Origin of the sequence: Azospirillum lipoferum 4B, assembly GCF_000283655.1 — a bacterium.
GTDB lineage: Bacteria > Pseudomonadota > Alphaproteobacteria > Azospirillales > Azospirillaceae > Azospirillum > Azospirillum lipoferum_C.
Genome location: NC_016622.1, coordinates 1,992,087 through 2,007,685 on the forward strand (window position 1 = coordinate 1,992,087; position 15,599 = coordinate 2,007,685).

The window sequence follows — 15,599 nt, forward strand, 5'->3', positions numbered from 1 at the left end:
TTTTTGAACCGCCCCGGGTTTGTCGGAGGCCCCATCTTCTGAGAGACTGGGGTCCTCATGACGAAACAGGCATCACCCAAATACGCCCCTGAAGTGCGCGAGCGCGCGGTTCGGATGGTGTTCGAGCACGAAGGCGAGCATGCCTCGCAGTGGGCGGCGATCAGTTCGATCGCGGCGAAGATCGGCTGCACTCCGGAAACGCTGCGGGGCTGGGTCCGGCAGGCCGAGCGTGACCAGGGCAAGCGGCCGGGGCCGACAACGGACGAGCAGGAACGGATCAAGGCTTTGGAGCGTGAGGTGCGGGAGCTGCGCCAGGCGAATGAGATCCTACGCAAGGCGTCGGCGTATTTCGCCCAGGCGGAGCTCGACCGCCCGTTCAAGAAATGATCGCCTTCATCGACGCGCACCGCGCCGTTCACGGGGTCGAGCCGATCTGCCGAGTGCTGCCGATCGCCCCGTCCACCTATTACGCCCATGCCGCCCGACAGGCCGATCCGTCCAAGGCGCCGGCCCGTTCGCGAAGCGACGCAGTGCTGAGGGAGGCTATCCGGCGGGTCTGGGACGCGAACTTCCAGGTCTATGGGGTACGTAAAGTTTGGCGGCAGTTGCGGCGGGAGGGTATCGACGTGGCACGCTGCACAGTGGCTCGACTGATGAAGCAGATGGGCTTGAAAGGAGCGATGCGTGGCAAGGTGGTGCGCACCACGATCAGCGACCGGGCGGCGTCATGCCCTGCTGACCGGGTGAACCGCCAATTCCAGGCGCCACGCCCAAACGCCCTGTGGTTGGCCGATTTCACGTACGTATCGACATGGCAGGGCTTCGTCTACGTGGCCTTCGTCATCGACGCCTTCGCGCGCCGCATCGTGGGCTGGCGGGTGTCCAGCACAGCCCACGCCGGCTTCGTTCTGGATGCGCTCGAACAGGCACTTCACGACCGCCGACCGGCCAAGGGCTGCGGCCTCATCCATCACTCCGACAGGGGATCGCAATACGTTGCGATTCGCTACACCGAGCGTCTCACCGAAGCTGGGGTCGAGCCTTCCGTGGGCAGCGTTGGCGATTCCTACGATAACGCGTTGGCCGAGACCATCAACGGTCTCTACAAGACCGAGGTGATCCGGCGCCGCGGGCCATGGCGCACCTTGGAGGCTGTCGAGTTCGCCACTCTGGAATGGGTCGCCTGGTTCAACCACCGGCGCCTGCTCGAACCCATCGGCAACAGTCCTCCCGCCGAGGCCGAAGCGCGGTACTATGCCCAAACCGAGGACGTCGCCAGGGCGGCGTGACTCAACACAAATGGCCTCCGACAAACCCGGGGCGGTTCAGTCCCGCACGGCGTGGACATGGGCGAGGATGCCCTGCCCGTAGCGGTCCTCTTTAGGTCGCGAGGACGTGTTCCAGGTCGGCCTTGGAGCGAGGCCCGAACTCGCCGTCAACGGCGCCGGCGCTGACGCCCAGGTCACACAGGGCCTGCTGGACCTCGGCCGCGGGCTTTTTCAGTGCCGCCTCAACGTTCTCGAGAAGGCGCTCACTGTCCAGGATCCGGATCGCCGGCCGCTGTTGTCGGAGGTTGAGCGCAAACTGGAAGAGCGCCTCGCTTTGGCCGCGACGGAGACCCAGCACGCGGACGAGACCCACGGCAGGAGCAACGCCGATTTCGCTATGGTATGCGGGCGCGCCGGCTCAGGCGAGGTCGAGCCATACCAGGACGCAACACGCAGTGCGAGGGCCCCGCCGGAGAGCTGAGCATCAGTGGGCGAATGACGCCGAACTCTCAGCAGTCGATCTCGATAATAGGACTATAACGATGAGAGCACTCCGCTGCTACCATCATAGAGAACCCCCTGGTTTCCGGAAGGATGTCAGGGAATTTTTTTCTTTACACATCACCGGGTTGACGCGCCGTCGATTGCAATTAGACCGATGCGCAATGCCGACTGCGGCCTACCCTACCCCATCATCGACTTCGGCAGCGCGATCTGCGGTTCGACCTCCACGCGGTTGCGGCCGGCGTTCTTGGCGCGGTAGAGGGCGGCGTCGGCGCGGGCCAGCAGGGGTTCGATGCCGGTGTCGGTCGCGTTCAGCCAGCTCAGCCCCAGGCTGACGGTCACCGACATCTCGCCTCCGGTCTCCAGCCGGACCGGCATGGCGGCGATGGCCTGGCGCAGGCGCTGGGCGACGGCGTAGGCGTTGACCGGCGGGGTTTCGGGCATCACCACGGCGAATTCCTCGCCACCCAGGCGGCCGATGAGGTCGCTGGTGCGCAGCGTCTCCTTGCAGGCCCGCACCGTGCTGCGGATCGCCTCGTCGCCGGTGGCGTGGCCATAGGTGTCGTTGACCCGCTTGAAATGGTCGATGTCCAGCATCATCACCGACAGCGGGCGCTCGTATCGTCGCGAGCGGACAACCTCTTCAGCCCCCCTCTCCAGGAAGCGGCGGCGGTTCAGGGCGCCGGTCAGGGCGTCGGTGGTCGCCAGCCGCTCCAGGTCGCGCTGCATCGCCACGACGCGCGAAGCGGCCAGCAGGCGCGCCGCCGTCCATTTCCAATCCAAGGGCTTGCGCAGGAACTCGTCGGCGCCAGCCTCCACCAGCTCGTGGAACTGGTCGGTCATGCTGCCGGGGATCATCAGGATCAGGTAGAGGTGGCGCAGACCCTGGGCGGTGCGCAGGTGCCAGCACAGCTCGATCCCCGTCATGTCGGCAAGGCGGATGTCGGCCATCACCACGTCGAAGCGCTCGTTCGCCACCGCCTCGATGGCGGCGGCGCCGGTCTCGACCACGCTCGTCGCGTAGCCCAGCCTCGTCAGCTCATACACCATCATGGTCAGGTGACGCGGCGAATCGTCGACGATCAGAATCCGCAAATCGAAAGCTCCCGGCGATCCCTGCCCGTTTATGGAGCATGAGACCCGACTTGTGCAAATGTCCTTAACGTCATGTCGCAGAACGATAACGAAAAGCGGGGGGTCATACGCAAGTATGTCGTAGGGCGTGTCCGCGTCCGGCTGCCGCGGCCTGTCTGATGCTTTTGCACATGTTGCCTACCGGGTCGCCCGGTTGCTAATGTCTCATCCAAATTTGTTCGCGGGACAAGCGGACGATATTGCGGGAGGCACGACCATGGACAGCGCGCGCGCGGCCCACATCGATGAACTCGTCCGTGTCTCCGCAGGCGTGCCGTCAGTCCGCGACGCGATCATCGAAAACTCCTGGCGCCGCTGCGTCATCGACCACAAGCTGGACCCCACCATCGGGCGCGAGGCCCACATCCTGCCGCAGGAACGGCTGCGCGAGCACCGCGATGCGATGGACGAATTCCTGCGCATGGCCCGCTTCGGGCTGGAGGCGCTGTACCGGCAGGTCGCCGGCATGGGCTATGTCCTGCTGCTGACCGACAGCAACGGCGTCACGGTGGACTTCATCGGCGACCCGACCTTCGACAACCATCTGCGCCGGGCCGGGCTGTATCTGGGCTCCGATTGGAACGAGGGGCATGCCGGCACCTGCGCCGTCGGCACCTGCATCGCCACGGCCCAGGCGCTGACCGTGCACCAGACCGACCATTTCGACGCCACCCACATCCCGCTGACCTGCACCGCCGCCCCGGTGTTCGACAGCGGGGGAGAACTGGCGGCAGTTCTGGACATCTCCGCCCTGCATTCGCCGGAGCCGAAGATCAGCCAGTATCTGGCGCTGCAGATGGTGAAGGCCTATGTCCACAAGATCGAAACCGCCAACCTCTACAACAACTTCCGCCGCGACTGGGTGGTGAAGCTGTCGGCGTCGCAGGAGTTCGCGGAGGTCGATCCCGACTTCGTCCTCGCGCTGGACGGCGGCGGGCGGGTGGTCGGCTTCAACCACAAGGCCCATGACCTGCTGGCAGAGGACGGTGTGTCGCCGCTCGGCCGCTCCTTCGCCGAGCTGTTCGACTGCGAAGTGGACGAGTTGGTCCGCTTCGTCCGCGCCCTGCCGACAGAGCAGCGCACGCTGCGCCTGCGCCGCACCGGCCTGCCGCTGTTCGCCCAGGCAATGCCGCCGCCGGCGGTGTCCCTGCCCCGCAACCACCCTCATGACCTGGGGAACGACCCGTTGCCGGAGCCGCTGCGCGTGGTGTCCGGCGGCGACCCGGCGCTGAAGGCGGTGCTGACGCGGGCGGCAAAGCTGGTCAACACCCGCATGAGCCTGTTGATCCATGGCGAGACCGGCACGGGCAAGGAGCATCTGGCCAAGGCTCTGCACAAGTCCAGCGTCCGCCGCAACAAGCCCTTCGTCGCCGTCAACTGCGCCGCCTTGCCGGAAAACCTGATCGAGAGCGAGCTGTTCGGCTACGAGCCGGGCTCCTTCACCGGGGCGACGGCGCGCGGCAAGAAGGGTCTGATCCTGGAGGCCGACGGCGGCACCCTGTTCCTGGACGAGATCGGCGACATGCCGCTATCGTCGCAAACCCGCCTGCTGCGCGTGCTGGCGGAACGGGAGGTGACGCCCATCGGCCGGACCAAGGCGGTGTCGGTGGATGTCCGCGTCATCGGCGCCACCCACCGCGATCTGGTGGAACTGGTCAAGGCCGGCAAATTCCGCGACGACTTGTACTTTCGTCTCAACGGCGCGGTGTTCACCGTGCCGCCGCTGCGCCAGCGCGGGGACCTGGACTGGCTGATCGAAAGGCTGCTGGCCGAGCGGGCGGAGCGTGACGGCGTCGCCTACCGCCTGACCCCGGCGGCGCTGGCGGCACTGCGCGGCCACGGCTGGCCGGGCAATGTGCGGGAGTTGGTGAATGCGCTGGACTATGCCTGCGCGGTCAGCGACGGCGGGCTGATCGACCTCGCCGACATTCCGGAGCCGGTGCAGCACAGCGGCCTGTTCCAGGCCTGGCCGGCGGAGGCGGCGGAAACGGTGGCGGCGGAGGAGGATCCCGCCGCGCGGCTGCGCGAGACGCTGCGGCGGCACCATTGGAACGTGTCGGCGACGGCGCGGGCGCTGGGGGTCGACCGGTCGACCATCCACCGGCAGATGCACCGCTTCGGCATCGTGGCGCCGCATCGGGCGGAGTGAGGGGGGAAGTGCTACGGCAGGTGCCCCCACCCCATCCCTCCCCCGCTGCGCGGGAGAGGGGGCAGGAGCTTTGCAAGGGTTCAGCGGCAGTCCCCTCTCCCGCAATCGGACCGGCCTTCGGCCGGCCGAGAGCGGGGGAGGGTTAGGGAGGGGGCATCACACTCCCCCCTCACCCCACAGCCCCGAACCCGCCGCCGCCCGGCGTCTCCACCACCAGGGCGTCGCCCGGCCGCATCGCGGTGCTGTCCTGGGAGGCGAGTTCCTGCACGCTGCCGTCGGTGCGCTGGACCCAGCTGCGGCCGAGCGCGCCGTCCGCGCCGCCCTTCAGCCCGAAGGGAGCGATCTTGCGATGGTTGGCGAGGATGGCGGCGGTCATCGGCTCCAGGAAGCGCAGGCGGCGGATCACGCCGTCGCCGCCACGCCAGCGCCCTGCCCCACCCGAACCACGGCGGATGCGGAAGCTCTCCACCAGCACGGGGAAGCGCCATTCCAGCACCTCCGGGTCGGTCAGGCGCGAGTTGGTCATGTGGGTCTGCACCGCGTCGGTGCCGTCGAATCCGTTGCCGGCACCGGACCCGCCGCAGACCGTCTCGTAATACTGATGCCACTCGTTGCCGAAGGTGGTGTTGTTCATCGTGCCTTGCGCCGACGCCATCACCCCCAGCGCGCCGAACAGCGCGTCGACGATGCACTGGCTGGTCTCCACATTGCCGGCGACCACCGCGGCCGGCGGGTTGGGCGACAGCATGGAGCCGGGCGGAATGACGATCTCGATGGGGCGCAGGCAGCCCTCGTTCATCGGAATCTCGTCATCCACCAGACAGCGGAAGACATAGAGCACCGCCGCCCGGCAGACCGCCGAGGGGGCGTTGAAGTTGTTGGTCAGCTGGGTGCTGGTCCCGGAGAAATCGACGATGGCCGAGCGGGCGGCATGGTCGATGGAAACCCGCAGCTTGATCACCGCGCCATTGTCCAGCGTCACCGCGAAATCGCCGTCGCTCAGTACGCCGATGGCGCGGCGGACCTGCTCCTCGGCATTGTCCTGGACGTGGCGCATATAGGCGGTGACGGTGGACAGGCCATGCAGGCGGACGACGCGGTGCAGTTCGCGGGTCCCCTGTTCGTTCGCCGCGACCTGCGCCTTGAGATCGCCGATGTTCTGCGCCGGGTTGCGCGCGGGGTGCGGGCCGGATCGTAGAAGCTCCAGCATGGCCTCCTCGCGGAACCGGCCGTTCTCCACCAGGGGCACGCAGTCCAGCAGCACGCCCTCGTCGGCGATGGTCTTGCTGTCGGGCGGCATGGAGCCGGGGGTGATGCCGCCGACATCGGCATGGTGTCCGCGCGAGGCGACGAAGAACAGCAGCTCCTTGCCCGCCTCGTCGAACACCGGCGAGACGACGGTGATGTCCGGCAGATGGGTGCCGCCGTGATAGGGATCGTTCAGCGCGAAGCACTCGCCCGCGGTGAAGGCGCCGCCGCGGCGCTGGATGACGGCGCGCACGCTTTCGCCCATCGATCCCAGATGCACCGGCATGTGCGGCGCGTTGGCGATCAGCCCGCCGTCGCGGTCGAACAGGGCGCAGGAGAAGTCCAGCCGCTCCTTGATGTTCACCGAGCGGGCGGTCTTCTCCAGCGTCACGCCCATCCGCTCGGCGATGGACATGAACAGGTTGTTGAAGACCTCCAGCATCACCGGGTCGACCTTCGCAGCCCCCTTAATGCCGGCGGCCTGACGCTGGGTCGCCGGCTCCAGCCGGGTCAGCACCAGATGGTTCTTGCGGGTGACCTCCGCCATCCAGCCGGGCTCGACCACGGTCGTGGAGACCGCTTCGGCAAGGATCGCCGGGCCGACGACGCGGTTGCCGGGCTGAAGCTGGCGGCGGTCGTAGAGCGGCGCCTCGCGGCGCTGGACGTCCCCGGGGCCGCCGCTGTGGATGGCGACGGTGGCGAGCCGGCGCGGCAGCACCGCGGTGGTGGCGGGAAGCTCCGGATCCTCCAGCACATCGGTCAGGCCGACCGCCTCCAGCGTCACGGATTCGACCTCCAGCGCGGTGCCGGGGGTGAGGAAGCCGTAGCGGCGGCGGTGCGCCTCCTCGAAGGCCTTGGTCATCGCGACCTTGGAGCCGAAGGCGACGGTCAACGTGGTGTCGGAGCCGGCGGCCTTCAGGTGGACGCGGCGGTTGATCACCTGCCGGTCGGCAGCGACGCCCTGGCGGGCCAGCTCCGCCCGCCCCTCGGTCTCCAGATCGGTGAACAGCATGGTCAGCCGGTCGACCACCGCGTCGCTCAGCGGCCCTTCGACCGCGCGCTCGCGGATGGCGACGGTGTCGGCCAGACCGATGCCGTAGGCGGACAGCACGCCGGCCTGCGGGTGCAGGAAGACCCGCGTCATGCCCAACGCGTCGGCGACGGCACAGACATGCTGGCCCGCCGCGCCGCCAAAGCCGTTCAGTGTGTAGCCGGTGACGTCATAGCCGCGCTCCACCGAGATCTTCTTGATGGCGTTCGCCATATTGTCGACGGCGATACGCAGGAAGCCTTCGGCGACCTCCTGCGGGGTCATCGTCGTGCCGAGCTTGGCGTTGACGGTGGCGGCCAGTTCGGTGAAGCGGGCCTTCACCACCTCGGCGTCCAGCGGCTGGTCGCCGTTGGGTCCGAAGACCTGCGGGAAGAAGCGCGGCTGGATCTTGCCGACCATCACGTTGCAGTCGGTGACGGTCAGTGGGCCGCCGCGGCGGTAGCAGGCCGGACCCGGATTGGCGCCGGCGCTGTCCGGCCCGACGCGGAAGCGGGTGCCGTCGAAGACGCAGAGAGAGCCGCCGCCGGCCGCAACCGTGTGGATGTGCATCATCGGCGCCCGCACCCGCACGCCAGCCACCACCGCGTCGAAGGCGCGCTCATATTCGCCGGCATAATGCGACACGTCGGTGGAGGTGCCGCCCATGTCGAAGCCGATGACCCGGTCGAAGCCGGCCATCTCGGCGGTGCGCACCGCCCCGACCACGCCGCCGGCCGGACCCGACAGGATGGCGTCCTTGCCCTGAAAGCGCCGGGCGTCGGTCAGGCCGCCGTTCGACTGCATGAACATCAGCGGCACCGGCGTGCCGTCGACGCTGAGGTCGTTGGCGACCCGGTCGACATAGCGGCGCAGCACCGGAGAGAGATAGGCGTCGGCGACCGTGGTGTCGCCACGGCCGACCAGCTTCATCAGCGGGCTGACCAGATGGCTGACCGAGACCTGGGTGAAGCCGACCGCGCGGGCCAGCGAGGCGACCTGCCGCTCATGCTCGGGATAGCGGTAGCCGTGCATCAGCGCGATGGCGGCGGCGCGGAAGCCCTGGCGGTAGGCCTCCTCCAGCCCGCGGCGGACGGCATGCAGGTCGACTGGCTTCAGCACCCGGCCGTCGGCCATCACCCGTTCCGGCACCTCCACCACATGGGAATAGAGCTGGTCGGGCAGATGGATGTGGCGGGCGAAGATCTTCGGCCGGGCCTGATGGCCGATGCGCAGCTGGTCGCCCAGCCCTTCGGTGATCAGCAGGACGGTCGGCTCGCCCTTGCGTTCCAGCAGGGCGTTGGTGGCGACGGTGGTGCCCATCTTCACCACCTCCACCGTATCCGGCGGGATCGGCTGGCCGGGTTTCAGGCCCAGCAGCTCGCGGATGCCCTGGACGGCGGCGTCGGCATAGCGCTCGGGATTCTCCGACAGCAGCTTGTGGGTGACGACCGAGCCGTCCGGGCGGCGGCCGACGATGTCGGTGAAGGTGCCGCCGCGATCCACCCAGAACTGCCACCGGGCGGGCTTGACCGCCGCCGTCCCGCCCATCGCCGCGCCTTGATTCTCAGCCATCGTCGTCGCACCCGCCGAATCCCTGCGCGGCAACCGCACCGCGCGTGGGCCGGAGTTTCGCGATCCGGCTGCGAATTTCAACCGCCAGCGTGACCCACGCCCATCAGGGCAGCGATCAAGACAGGCGGCCGCGGCGGAAAGAACACAGGATCACCGATGAAGCGGCCCTTCGGTCAGGCAACGAGCCGCTACCTATTTCATGCGGCAAGCCGTTGTGGCAGCGCGCCCGACAGGCGGGACAGGATGGCGTTGCCGGTCAGGATGCTGTTGAAGGCGCCGCTGCCGTCCTCCAGCGCTTCCAGGGCGAAGGAGAACTGGTTGGGCGGCGGCAGTTCGAACAGGGCCGTGACCTCGCCGCCTTCCAGGGCCAGCCGGCCGCCGAAACGGCGGGCCAGGGCACGCGTCCGGACATTCTCCGGCAGACACATCATATGGACATGGCGGATGCCGCGGTTGCGGGCGACGGTCAGGATGCGGCGGACCAGCGTGCTGCCGACGCCCTTGCCCTGCAGTCCCGATTCGACGCTGATGCCGAATTCGGCCTGATCGGGCCAGAGGATGCGGTCGCCGCACAGTTCCGCGGCTCCGCGCAGGACGCCGTCCTCGAACGCGCCCAGCAACACCGTCCGGCCCCAGTCGATGGCAGCGCAATGGCGCTCCACCGCCTCGTCCGACAGCGTGCCGGTGAAGCGGGCATAGCGGTCGGAACGGTTCAGACGGAGGAGATGCGCCCGATACTGCGGCAGTTCGGTCGGCATGATCTTACGGATGACAGGCATGGCTCTGCTCACGGTTCTCGAAATTCGAAAACGCATTCGCGCAGAACGTTTTTCCCCAGGACCCGGCGGCGCACGCCCGTGACAAGCGCCAGGCGGTCGCCGTTGTTGTCGAAACCGGCGCTCTCTGCGGCGCCCTTTACTGCAGTGCAACATGGCCTTCTCGCCGAGATTCGCAAGCGCTTATTAGAAATTCGCAATGCGAACAATGCTGGTATGTTGCGGCTGCGCCACAGTTGGCCGATAACCGGACGGCGGCTATGCTGCCGGCCGACGGGATGACGGGCGGGCGGAACGCGGAAGGCGAAGCATGAGCATTTGGGGCAGGATCCTGAACAGCGCGGCTAGCCTGTTCAGCGGCGGGCCGCTGGGCAGCCTTCTCGGCGGGCTTGCCGGGCAGGCGGTGGACCTGTGGTCGCCCTGCGGCGCCGGCGACCAGCGCAAGGCCATGACCGATGCGGAGGCCGAGGAGGCCAAGCAGACCGTCGCCTTCACCATCGGCGTGATCGCCCTCGCCGCGAAGATGGCGCGGGCCGACGGCGTGGTGAAGCGGGTGGAGGTCGACACCTTCAAGCGGCTGTTCCGCGTCCCGGCCGACGAGTTGGCCAATGTCGGCCGCGTCTTCGACCTCGCCCGCCGCGACACCCATGGTTTCGAGGAATATGCCCGCCAGATCGCCAACCTGTTCGAGGACAGGCACGCGGTGCTGGAGGAACTGCTCGACAGCCTGCTGTTGATAGCCGAGGCCGACGACGAGTTGCACGAGACGGAGGTGGAGTATCTGCGCGCCATCGCCGTGATCTTCGGCTTCGACGAGGCGGAATTCCGCCGCATCGTCGCCGGGCACCATATGGCCGGCGGCCCGACCGATTCGGACCCCTATGCGGTGCTGGGCGTGCCGCGCACCGCCGGCGACGACGCGATCAAGGCCGCCCACCGCGCGCTGGTGCGCGAACACCACCCCGACCGGCTGATCGCCCAGGGCATGCCGCAGGAGTTCGTGGATCTGGCGACGCAGAAGCTCGCGCTCGTCAACGCTGCCTATGACCGCATCCGCCGTGAACGGGAAGGCAGTGCCGCGCTGCTCTAGCATGTCGCGATTCGTCACGATGTGACTGGATTTTAAATTGCTTTGTCGTGGGCTTTATCCCGCTTTCTGACATATCGTTCCCGATGGGGCGGGCGACCGGTTGCCCGCAGGATCTGGGAACGAGACGACATGCAACGCACGATCATCCGAACGATCTTCGCTGCAGCTTTGGGAACCACATTGGCGGCAGGAACGCTCTGCGCCGCTCAGGCGCAGACCGCATCCATCGACAGCCCGGTGGTGCTGGGTCAGCCGCTGACGCTTAATCTGGGGGCTCCGCCGTCCGGCACCGACTGCCCGACCCAGGCCGCGGCGCTCAACGCGCAAGGGCTGGTCCTGGTCGCCAACGGCCAGACCATTCCGGGCGCCCGCGCCAGCTTCGGCTGCTCGGCCAAGGGCGAACTGGTCGGCACCGCCTCCACCTCCATCGCCGGCAACGGTGACGACGCGGCACAGCGCCGGGCGGCATGGCAAACCGCCTTCAGCGGCTTCTTCAGCCTTTCCGGCACCAAGACACTGCCGGTCGCCTTCGGCCCGGCCACCGGCGGCATGACCACCGCGCCGAAGCTGGTCGCCATCCAGGGCGCGAGTGACCGCGATCTCGGGCTGGCCGGCCTGTGGTTCGCGCTTGTGGCTGCGGGGTTCCTGTTCGCCTTCTTCCGCCATTTCGGCCGCATGGATTCGATCACCCCGGTGCAGGGCGTGCCGATGCCTGCCAATTACCGGGCGCCCTACAGCCTCGCCCGCTTCCAGCTTCTGTGGTGGAGCGGGATCGTCACCGCCTCCTACGTCGCCATCCTGACCATCACCGGATCGATGGACACCGTCACCACCGGCACCATGGCGCTGATGGGGATCGTCGGCGGCACCTCCGTGCTCGCCGCCTTCCAGGACCGCCGGCCGGGCGACGACGAGACCCGGCGCCAGCAGCATGCCGCCACCTACCGCGCCGCCGCCGCGGCCAACCCGCCCGATCAGGCGACGATGGCCGCCAGCCTGGACGAGGTCTATCCGCCGACGCAGGGGCTGCTGCCGGACCTGCTGAGCGATGCCGCCGGCTACAACATCCACCGCCTGCAGCTGCTGGCCTGGACCATGGTGCTGGGCATCACCTTCCTCTACGAGGTCACCCGCACGCTGGGCATGCCGGAGCTGTCGGCCAACCTGCTGGCCCTGACCGGCATCAGCAACGGCACCTATTTCGGCTTCAAGCTGCAGGAGCAGCAGGTGGCGACGCCGACCGGACCGGCTCCGGCGGCGGGGTAAGGGGAGCCCGGCTCCGCAGGACGCAACCCGCCCAACCGTTTTTCCGGGTCGCGGTGGAGGGGGATGGCGCGCTATAACCCATCCCCTTCCCTCGATTTTCCGGCGCACGAACGGTCCATGGCTCCTCCCGCACCCATCACGGCGCTCCAGGGCGTCACCGTCACCTTCGGCGGCCGTCCGCTGTTCGACGGCATCGACCTGTCCATCGCCCGCGGCGACCGCGCCTGTCTGGTCGGCCGCAACGGGTCGGGCAAGTCGACGCTGATGAAGGTGCTGGCCGGGATGATCCACCCCGACGGCGGCACCGTCTTCGTCCAGCCGGGCGCCCGCCTCGCCTATCTGCCGCAGGAGCCGGACTTCACCGGCTGCGCCACCGTTCACGACTATGTCGTGCAGGGCCTGCCCGCCGACGAGCAGGACGAGGCCCACCGGGTCGACGCCGTGCTGGACCGGCTGCAGGTGGACGGCAGCCTCGACCCCCGCACCCTGTCAGGCGGCGAGTCGCGCCGCACGGCGCTGGCCCGCACGCTGGTCGGCAACCCCGACGTCATGTTGCTGGACGAGCCGACCAACCACCTCGACCTCCCCACCATCGAGTGGCTGGAGGAGGAACTGCTGTCCTTCCGCGGCGGGCTGCTGCTGATCAGCCACGACCGCGCCTTCCTGAACCGGCTGGCCAAGCGCACGCTGTGGCTCGACCGCGGCACGGTGCGCGCCACCGATCGCGGCTTCGCCGAGTTCGAGACCTGGCAGGCCGAGGTGTTCGAGGCGGAGGAGGCCGCGGCCCACAAGCTGGACCGCAAGATCGAAAGCGAGATGAAGTGGTTGCGCGAGGGCATTTCCGCCCGGCGCACCCGCAACATGGGGCGCGTGCGCAACCTGCTGGACCTGCGCGCCGGACGTGCCGAGCAGATCAAGGGAGGCCAGCAGGCCAAGCTCGCCATCGCCGAGGCGGAGCGCGGCGGCCGGCTGGTGATCGAGGCGACCGGCATCTCCAAGGGCTTCGACACGCCCGACGGCCGCAAGACCATCGTGAAGAACTTCTCCACCCGCATCCTGCGCGGCGACCGGGTGGGTCTGATCGGGCCGAACGGCGCCGGCAAGTCCACCCTGCTGAAGATGCTGACCGGCCAGCTCGATCCCGACGAGGGCACGGTGAAGCTCGGCACCAACCTCGACACCGCCTATTTCGACCAGCGGCGCGAGGGCCTGGATCCGGAGGACACCATCCGCAAGGTGCTGTGCCCGTTCGGCGGCGATGCGGTGATGGTCAACGGCGTGTCGCGCCATGTCGCCGGCTACATCAAGGACTTCCTCTTCGACACCCGGCAGCTGGACAGCCCGGTCAAGGCGCTGTCGGGCGGCGAGCGCAACCGGCTGCTGCTGGCCCGCCTGTTCGCCAAGCCCAGCAACATGATGATCCTCGACGAGCCGACCAACGACCTCGACATGGACACGCTGGACCTGCTGGAGGACGTGCTGGGCGACTATCAGGGCACGCTGCTGCTGGTCAGCCACGACCGCGACTTCCTCGACCGGCTGGTGACCGCCACCATCGCGCTGGAGGGTGACGGCACCGCCACCGAATATGCCGGCGGCTATTCCGACTATCTGGTGCAGCGGCCGGCCAAGGCGGCCCCCGCCGTCGCCGCCAAGCCGAAGCCGGCCACCACGGCGCCGGCCGCCGCGGCCAAGCCGCGCGGCAAGCTGAGCTACAAGGACCAGCGCGAGCTGGACGAGCTGCCGGCCCGCATGGATGGGCTGGGGGCGGAGATCGCCAAGCTGGAGAAGGCGCTGGCCGACCCCGACCTGTTCACCCGCGATCCCGCCAAATTCCAGAAGACCAGCGAACAGCTGCACGCCAAGCAGGCCGACCTCGCCGCGGCGGAGGAGCGCTGGCTGGAGCTGGAGGCGATGCGCGAGGAGCTGGAAGGCGGCCGGGCATGAGTTTCGCCCACACGCTCCAGGCGCTGGCGGTGATGGCGCTGTGGGGGCTGAACTTCGTCGTGGCGAAATGGGCGCTGGCGGAATTCCCGCCGCTGTTCGTCATGTTCATTCGCTTCGCCCTGGTGGCGGTGCTGATCATCCCCTTCTTCCGCATGCCGCGGGACAAGCTGTGGAAGATCGCGCTGCTGTCGGTGACGCTCGGCAGCATCCATTTCCCGATGATGTTCACCGGGCTGCAGGGGATCGACGCCGCCACCGCATCGCTGGCGGCACAGGCGCAGGTGCCCTTCTCCTCGCTTCTGGCGGCGGTGGTTTTCAAGGACAAGCTGGGCTGGCGCCGCGGCATCGGCATGGCCGCCGCCTTCGCCGGGGTGGCGGTGATCGCGGGCGAGCCGCGGCTGGGCGAATCGCTCTTTTCGCTGCTGCTGATCCTGGCCGCGAGCTTCGCCTTTGCGGTGGCGAGCGTGCAGATGAAGCTGATCGGCGCGGTGAACGGCTTCGCCGTCAACGGCTGGATGGCGCTGTTCGCCATGCCGCAGTTGCTGGTCCTGTCGCTGCTGCTGGAGCATGGCCAGATGGAGGCGCTGGCGAATTCCACCTGGGTGGGCTGGGCATCGATCGTCTACATGGCGGTCGCCGTCACCATCATCGCCTATGGGCTGTGGTATCCGCTGCTCGGCCGCTACTCCGTCAACCAGACCATGCCCTATCTGCTGACGGTGCCGATCTTCGGCGTCGCATCGGGCGCGCTGCTGATGGGGGATCCGCTGACGATCAACCTCGCCATCGGCGGGTTGCTGACCGTCGGCGGCGTCGCGGTGATCGTCCGGCGCGGGCCGAAGGCGGTCAACGAAACGGTCACCAATCCAACATGAACGCCTTCCGCCGGATCGACCTCCCCTCCCCCAACCATGGCCCTCGGGCCGAGGGTGCGCGGGTGGAGCTGTTGATCCTGCACTACACCGGCATGCCGACCGCCGCCGATGCGCTTGACCGGCTGTGCGATCCGGCGGCCCAGGTCAGCGCCCATTACACAGTGGACGAGGACGGCACCGTCTACGCCCATGTGCCGGAGGACCGGCGCGCCTGGCATGCCGGCCGGTCGAGCTGGGGTGGGGTGGAGGACGTGAACAGCCGCTCCATCGGCGTCGAGATCGTCAACCCCGGCCACGAGTTCGGCTATCGCCCCTTCCCGCCGGTGCAGATGGCGGCGGTGGCGGAGCTTTGCCGCGGCATCGTGGAGCGCCACGGGATCGCCCCCGCCGACGTGCTGGGCCACAGCGACGTGGCGCCCTCCCGCAAGGAGGATCCGGGCGAGCTGTTCGACTGGCCGGGCCTTGCCACCCAGGGGATCGGGCTCTGGCCCACGCCGTCCCAGGCCGATGAGGGTTCCTTCACCGATGCCCCCGTCACCGGCGCCGAAGTCGCCGCGCTGCTGGGACGCTATGGGTACGACCCGGCCGAGCCGCGAGCGCTGCTGGCTTTCCAGCGCCATTTCCATCCCGATTGCCTGACCGGCACCCCGGATGCCGAGACGCTGCGGCGCCTGCGCGCGCTGCTGCGGCTGACGGGGCGGTGATGGCCACTCGCCCCGGCGGCGCCGATCCCTTATATT

At 68.4% G+C, this 15,599-nt stretch carries 11 protein-coding genes and 1 other annotated feature; of the genes, 7 read left to right on the top strand and 4 right to left on the bottom strand.

Going from position 1 to position 15,599, the window contains the following annotated elements; all coding sequences use genetic code 11:
- Positions 1-57 precede the first annotated feature (57 nt).
- Positions 58-1,289 (top strand): IS3-like element ISAli4 family transposase gene (locus AZOLI_RS09130; RefSeq protein WP_085938460.1). Its coding sequence is split into 2 segments (ribosomal slippage): positions 58-352 and positions 352-1,289, totalling 1,233 coding nucleotides; the frame shifts between segments, so codons are not numbered across the junction.
- Positions 342-458 (top strand) — a sequence feature (AL1L pseudoknot). Its footprint overlaps the gene before it by 117 nt.
- A gap of 91 nt (positions 1,290-1,380) precedes the next feature.
- Here the strand turns inward: AZOLI_RS09130 and AZOLI_RS32445 are convergent.
- Both AZOLI_RS32445 and AZOLI_RS09140 read right to left on the bottom strand, forming a co-directional pair.
- Positions 1,381-1,641: a peptidoglycan-binding domain-containing protein gene (locus AZOLI_RS32445; RefSeq protein WP_162488045.1), complete on the bottom strand. Its 261-nt coding sequence runs from the start codon at positions 1,639-1,641 to the stop codon at positions 1,381-1,383.
- 311 nt (positions 1,642-1,952) lie between these two features.
- Positions 1,953-2,867 (bottom strand): GGDEF domain-containing protein, encoded by a 915-nt coding sequence (locus tag AZOLI_RS09140; protein WP_014248328.1) that lies wholly within the window; start codon positions 2,865-2,867, stop codon positions 1,953-1,955.
- 256 nt (positions 2,868-3,123) lie between these two features.
- Between AZOLI_RS09140 and AZOLI_RS09145 the strand changes: the two genes are divergently transcribed.
- Positions 3,124-5,055, top strand: a complete 1,932-nt coding sequence (locus AZOLI_RS09145; RefSeq protein WP_014248329.1) for a sigma-54-dependent Fis family transcriptional regulator — start codon at positions 3,124-3,126, stop codon at positions 5,053-5,055.
- Positions 5,056-5,224: 169 nt separating this feature from the next.
- Here the strand turns inward: AZOLI_RS09145 and AZOLI_RS09150 are convergent, their stop codons facing one another.
- Positions 5,225-8,905, bottom strand: coding sequence for a hydantoinase B/oxoprolinase family protein (locus AZOLI_RS09150; RefSeq protein WP_014248330.1), 3,681 nt, complete (start codon positions 8,903-8,905; stop codon positions 5,225-5,227).
- A gap of 197 nt (positions 8,906-9,102) precedes the next feature.
- Complete coding sequence (locus AZOLI_RS09155; protein WP_014248331.1) at positions 9,103-9,684, bottom strand: GNAT family N-acetyltransferase; 582 nt, start codon at positions 9,682-9,684, stop codon at positions 9,103-9,105.
- A 307-nt stretch (positions 9,685-9,991) separates the two neighbouring features.
- Between AZOLI_RS09155 and AZOLI_RS09160 the strand changes: the two genes are divergently transcribed.
- From AZOLI_RS09160 to AZOLI_RS09180, 5 genes are all read left to right on the top strand, one after another.
- The gene (locus AZOLI_RS09160; RefSeq protein ID WP_014248333.1) at positions 9,992-10,771 is read left to right on the top strand and encodes a J domain-containing protein; all 780 of its coding nucleotides are present in this window, start codon (positions 9,992-9,994) and stop codon (positions 10,769-10,771) included.
- Between the two features lie 129 nt (positions 10,772-10,900).
- Positions 10,901-12,037, top strand: a complete 1,137-nt coding sequence (locus tag AZOLI_RS09165) for a hypothetical protein (RefSeq protein WP_014248334.1) — start codon at positions 10,901-10,903, stop codon at positions 12,035-12,037.
- Positions 12,038-12,154: 117 nt separating this feature from the next.
- Positions 12,155-13,984: an ATP-binding cassette domain-containing protein gene (locus AZOLI_RS09170; RefSeq protein WP_014248335.1), complete on the top strand. Its 1,830-nt coding sequence runs from the start codon at positions 12,155-12,157 to the stop codon at positions 13,982-13,984.
- The gene (locus AZOLI_RS09175; protein ID WP_014248336.1) at positions 13,981-14,859 is read left to right on the top strand and encodes a DMT family transporter; all 879 of its coding nucleotides are present in this window, start codon (positions 13,981-13,983) and stop codon (positions 14,857-14,859) included. The genes AZOLI_RS09170 and AZOLI_RS09175 overlap by 4 nt, the downstream gene beginning before the upstream one ends.
- A complete protein-coding gene (locus tag AZOLI_RS09180) occupies positions 14,856-15,563 on the top strand; it encodes an N-acetylmuramoyl-L-alanine amidase (protein ID WP_014248337.1) in 708 nt (235 codons plus the stop codon). Before AZOLI_RS09175 ends, AZOLI_RS09180 begins: the two co-directional genes overlap by 4 nt.
- Positions 15,564-15,599: the final 36 nt, after the last annotated feature.

Bases quoted from the DNA above. Each gene is read 5' to 3' on its own strand.
- AZOLI_RS09160 (WP_014248333.1), top strand. From the start codon at position 9,992: ATGAGCATTTGGGGCAGGATCCTGAACAGCGCGGCTAGCCTGTTCAGC.
- AZOLI_RS09175 (WP_014248336.1), top strand. From the start codon at position 13,981: ATGAGTTTCGCCCACACGCTCCAGGCGCTGGCGGTGATGGCGCTGTGG.
- AZOLI_RS09150 (WP_014248330.1), bottom strand. From the start codon at position 8,905: ATGGCTGAGAATCAAGGCGCGGCGATGGGCGGGACGGCGGCGGTCAAG.
- AZOLI_RS09170 (WP_014248335.1), top strand. From the start codon at position 12,155: ATGGCTCCTCCCGCACCCATCACGGCGCTCCAGGGCGTCACCGTCACC.
- AZOLI_RS09180 (WP_014248337.1), top strand. From the start codon at position 14,856: ATGAACGCCTTCCGCCGGATCGACCTCCCCTCCCCCAACCATGGCCCT.
- AZOLI_RS09145 (WP_014248329.1), top strand. From the start codon at position 3,124: ATGGACAGCGCGCGCGCGGCCCACATCGATGAACTCGTCCGTGTCTCC.
- AZOLI_RS09165 (WP_014248334.1), top strand. From the start codon at position 10,901: ATGCAACGCACGATCATCCGAACGATCTTCGCTGCAGCTTTGGGAACC.
- AZOLI_RS09155 (WP_014248331.1), bottom strand. From the start codon at position 9,684: ATGCCTGTCATCCGTAAGATCATGCCGACCGAACTGCCGCAGTATCGG.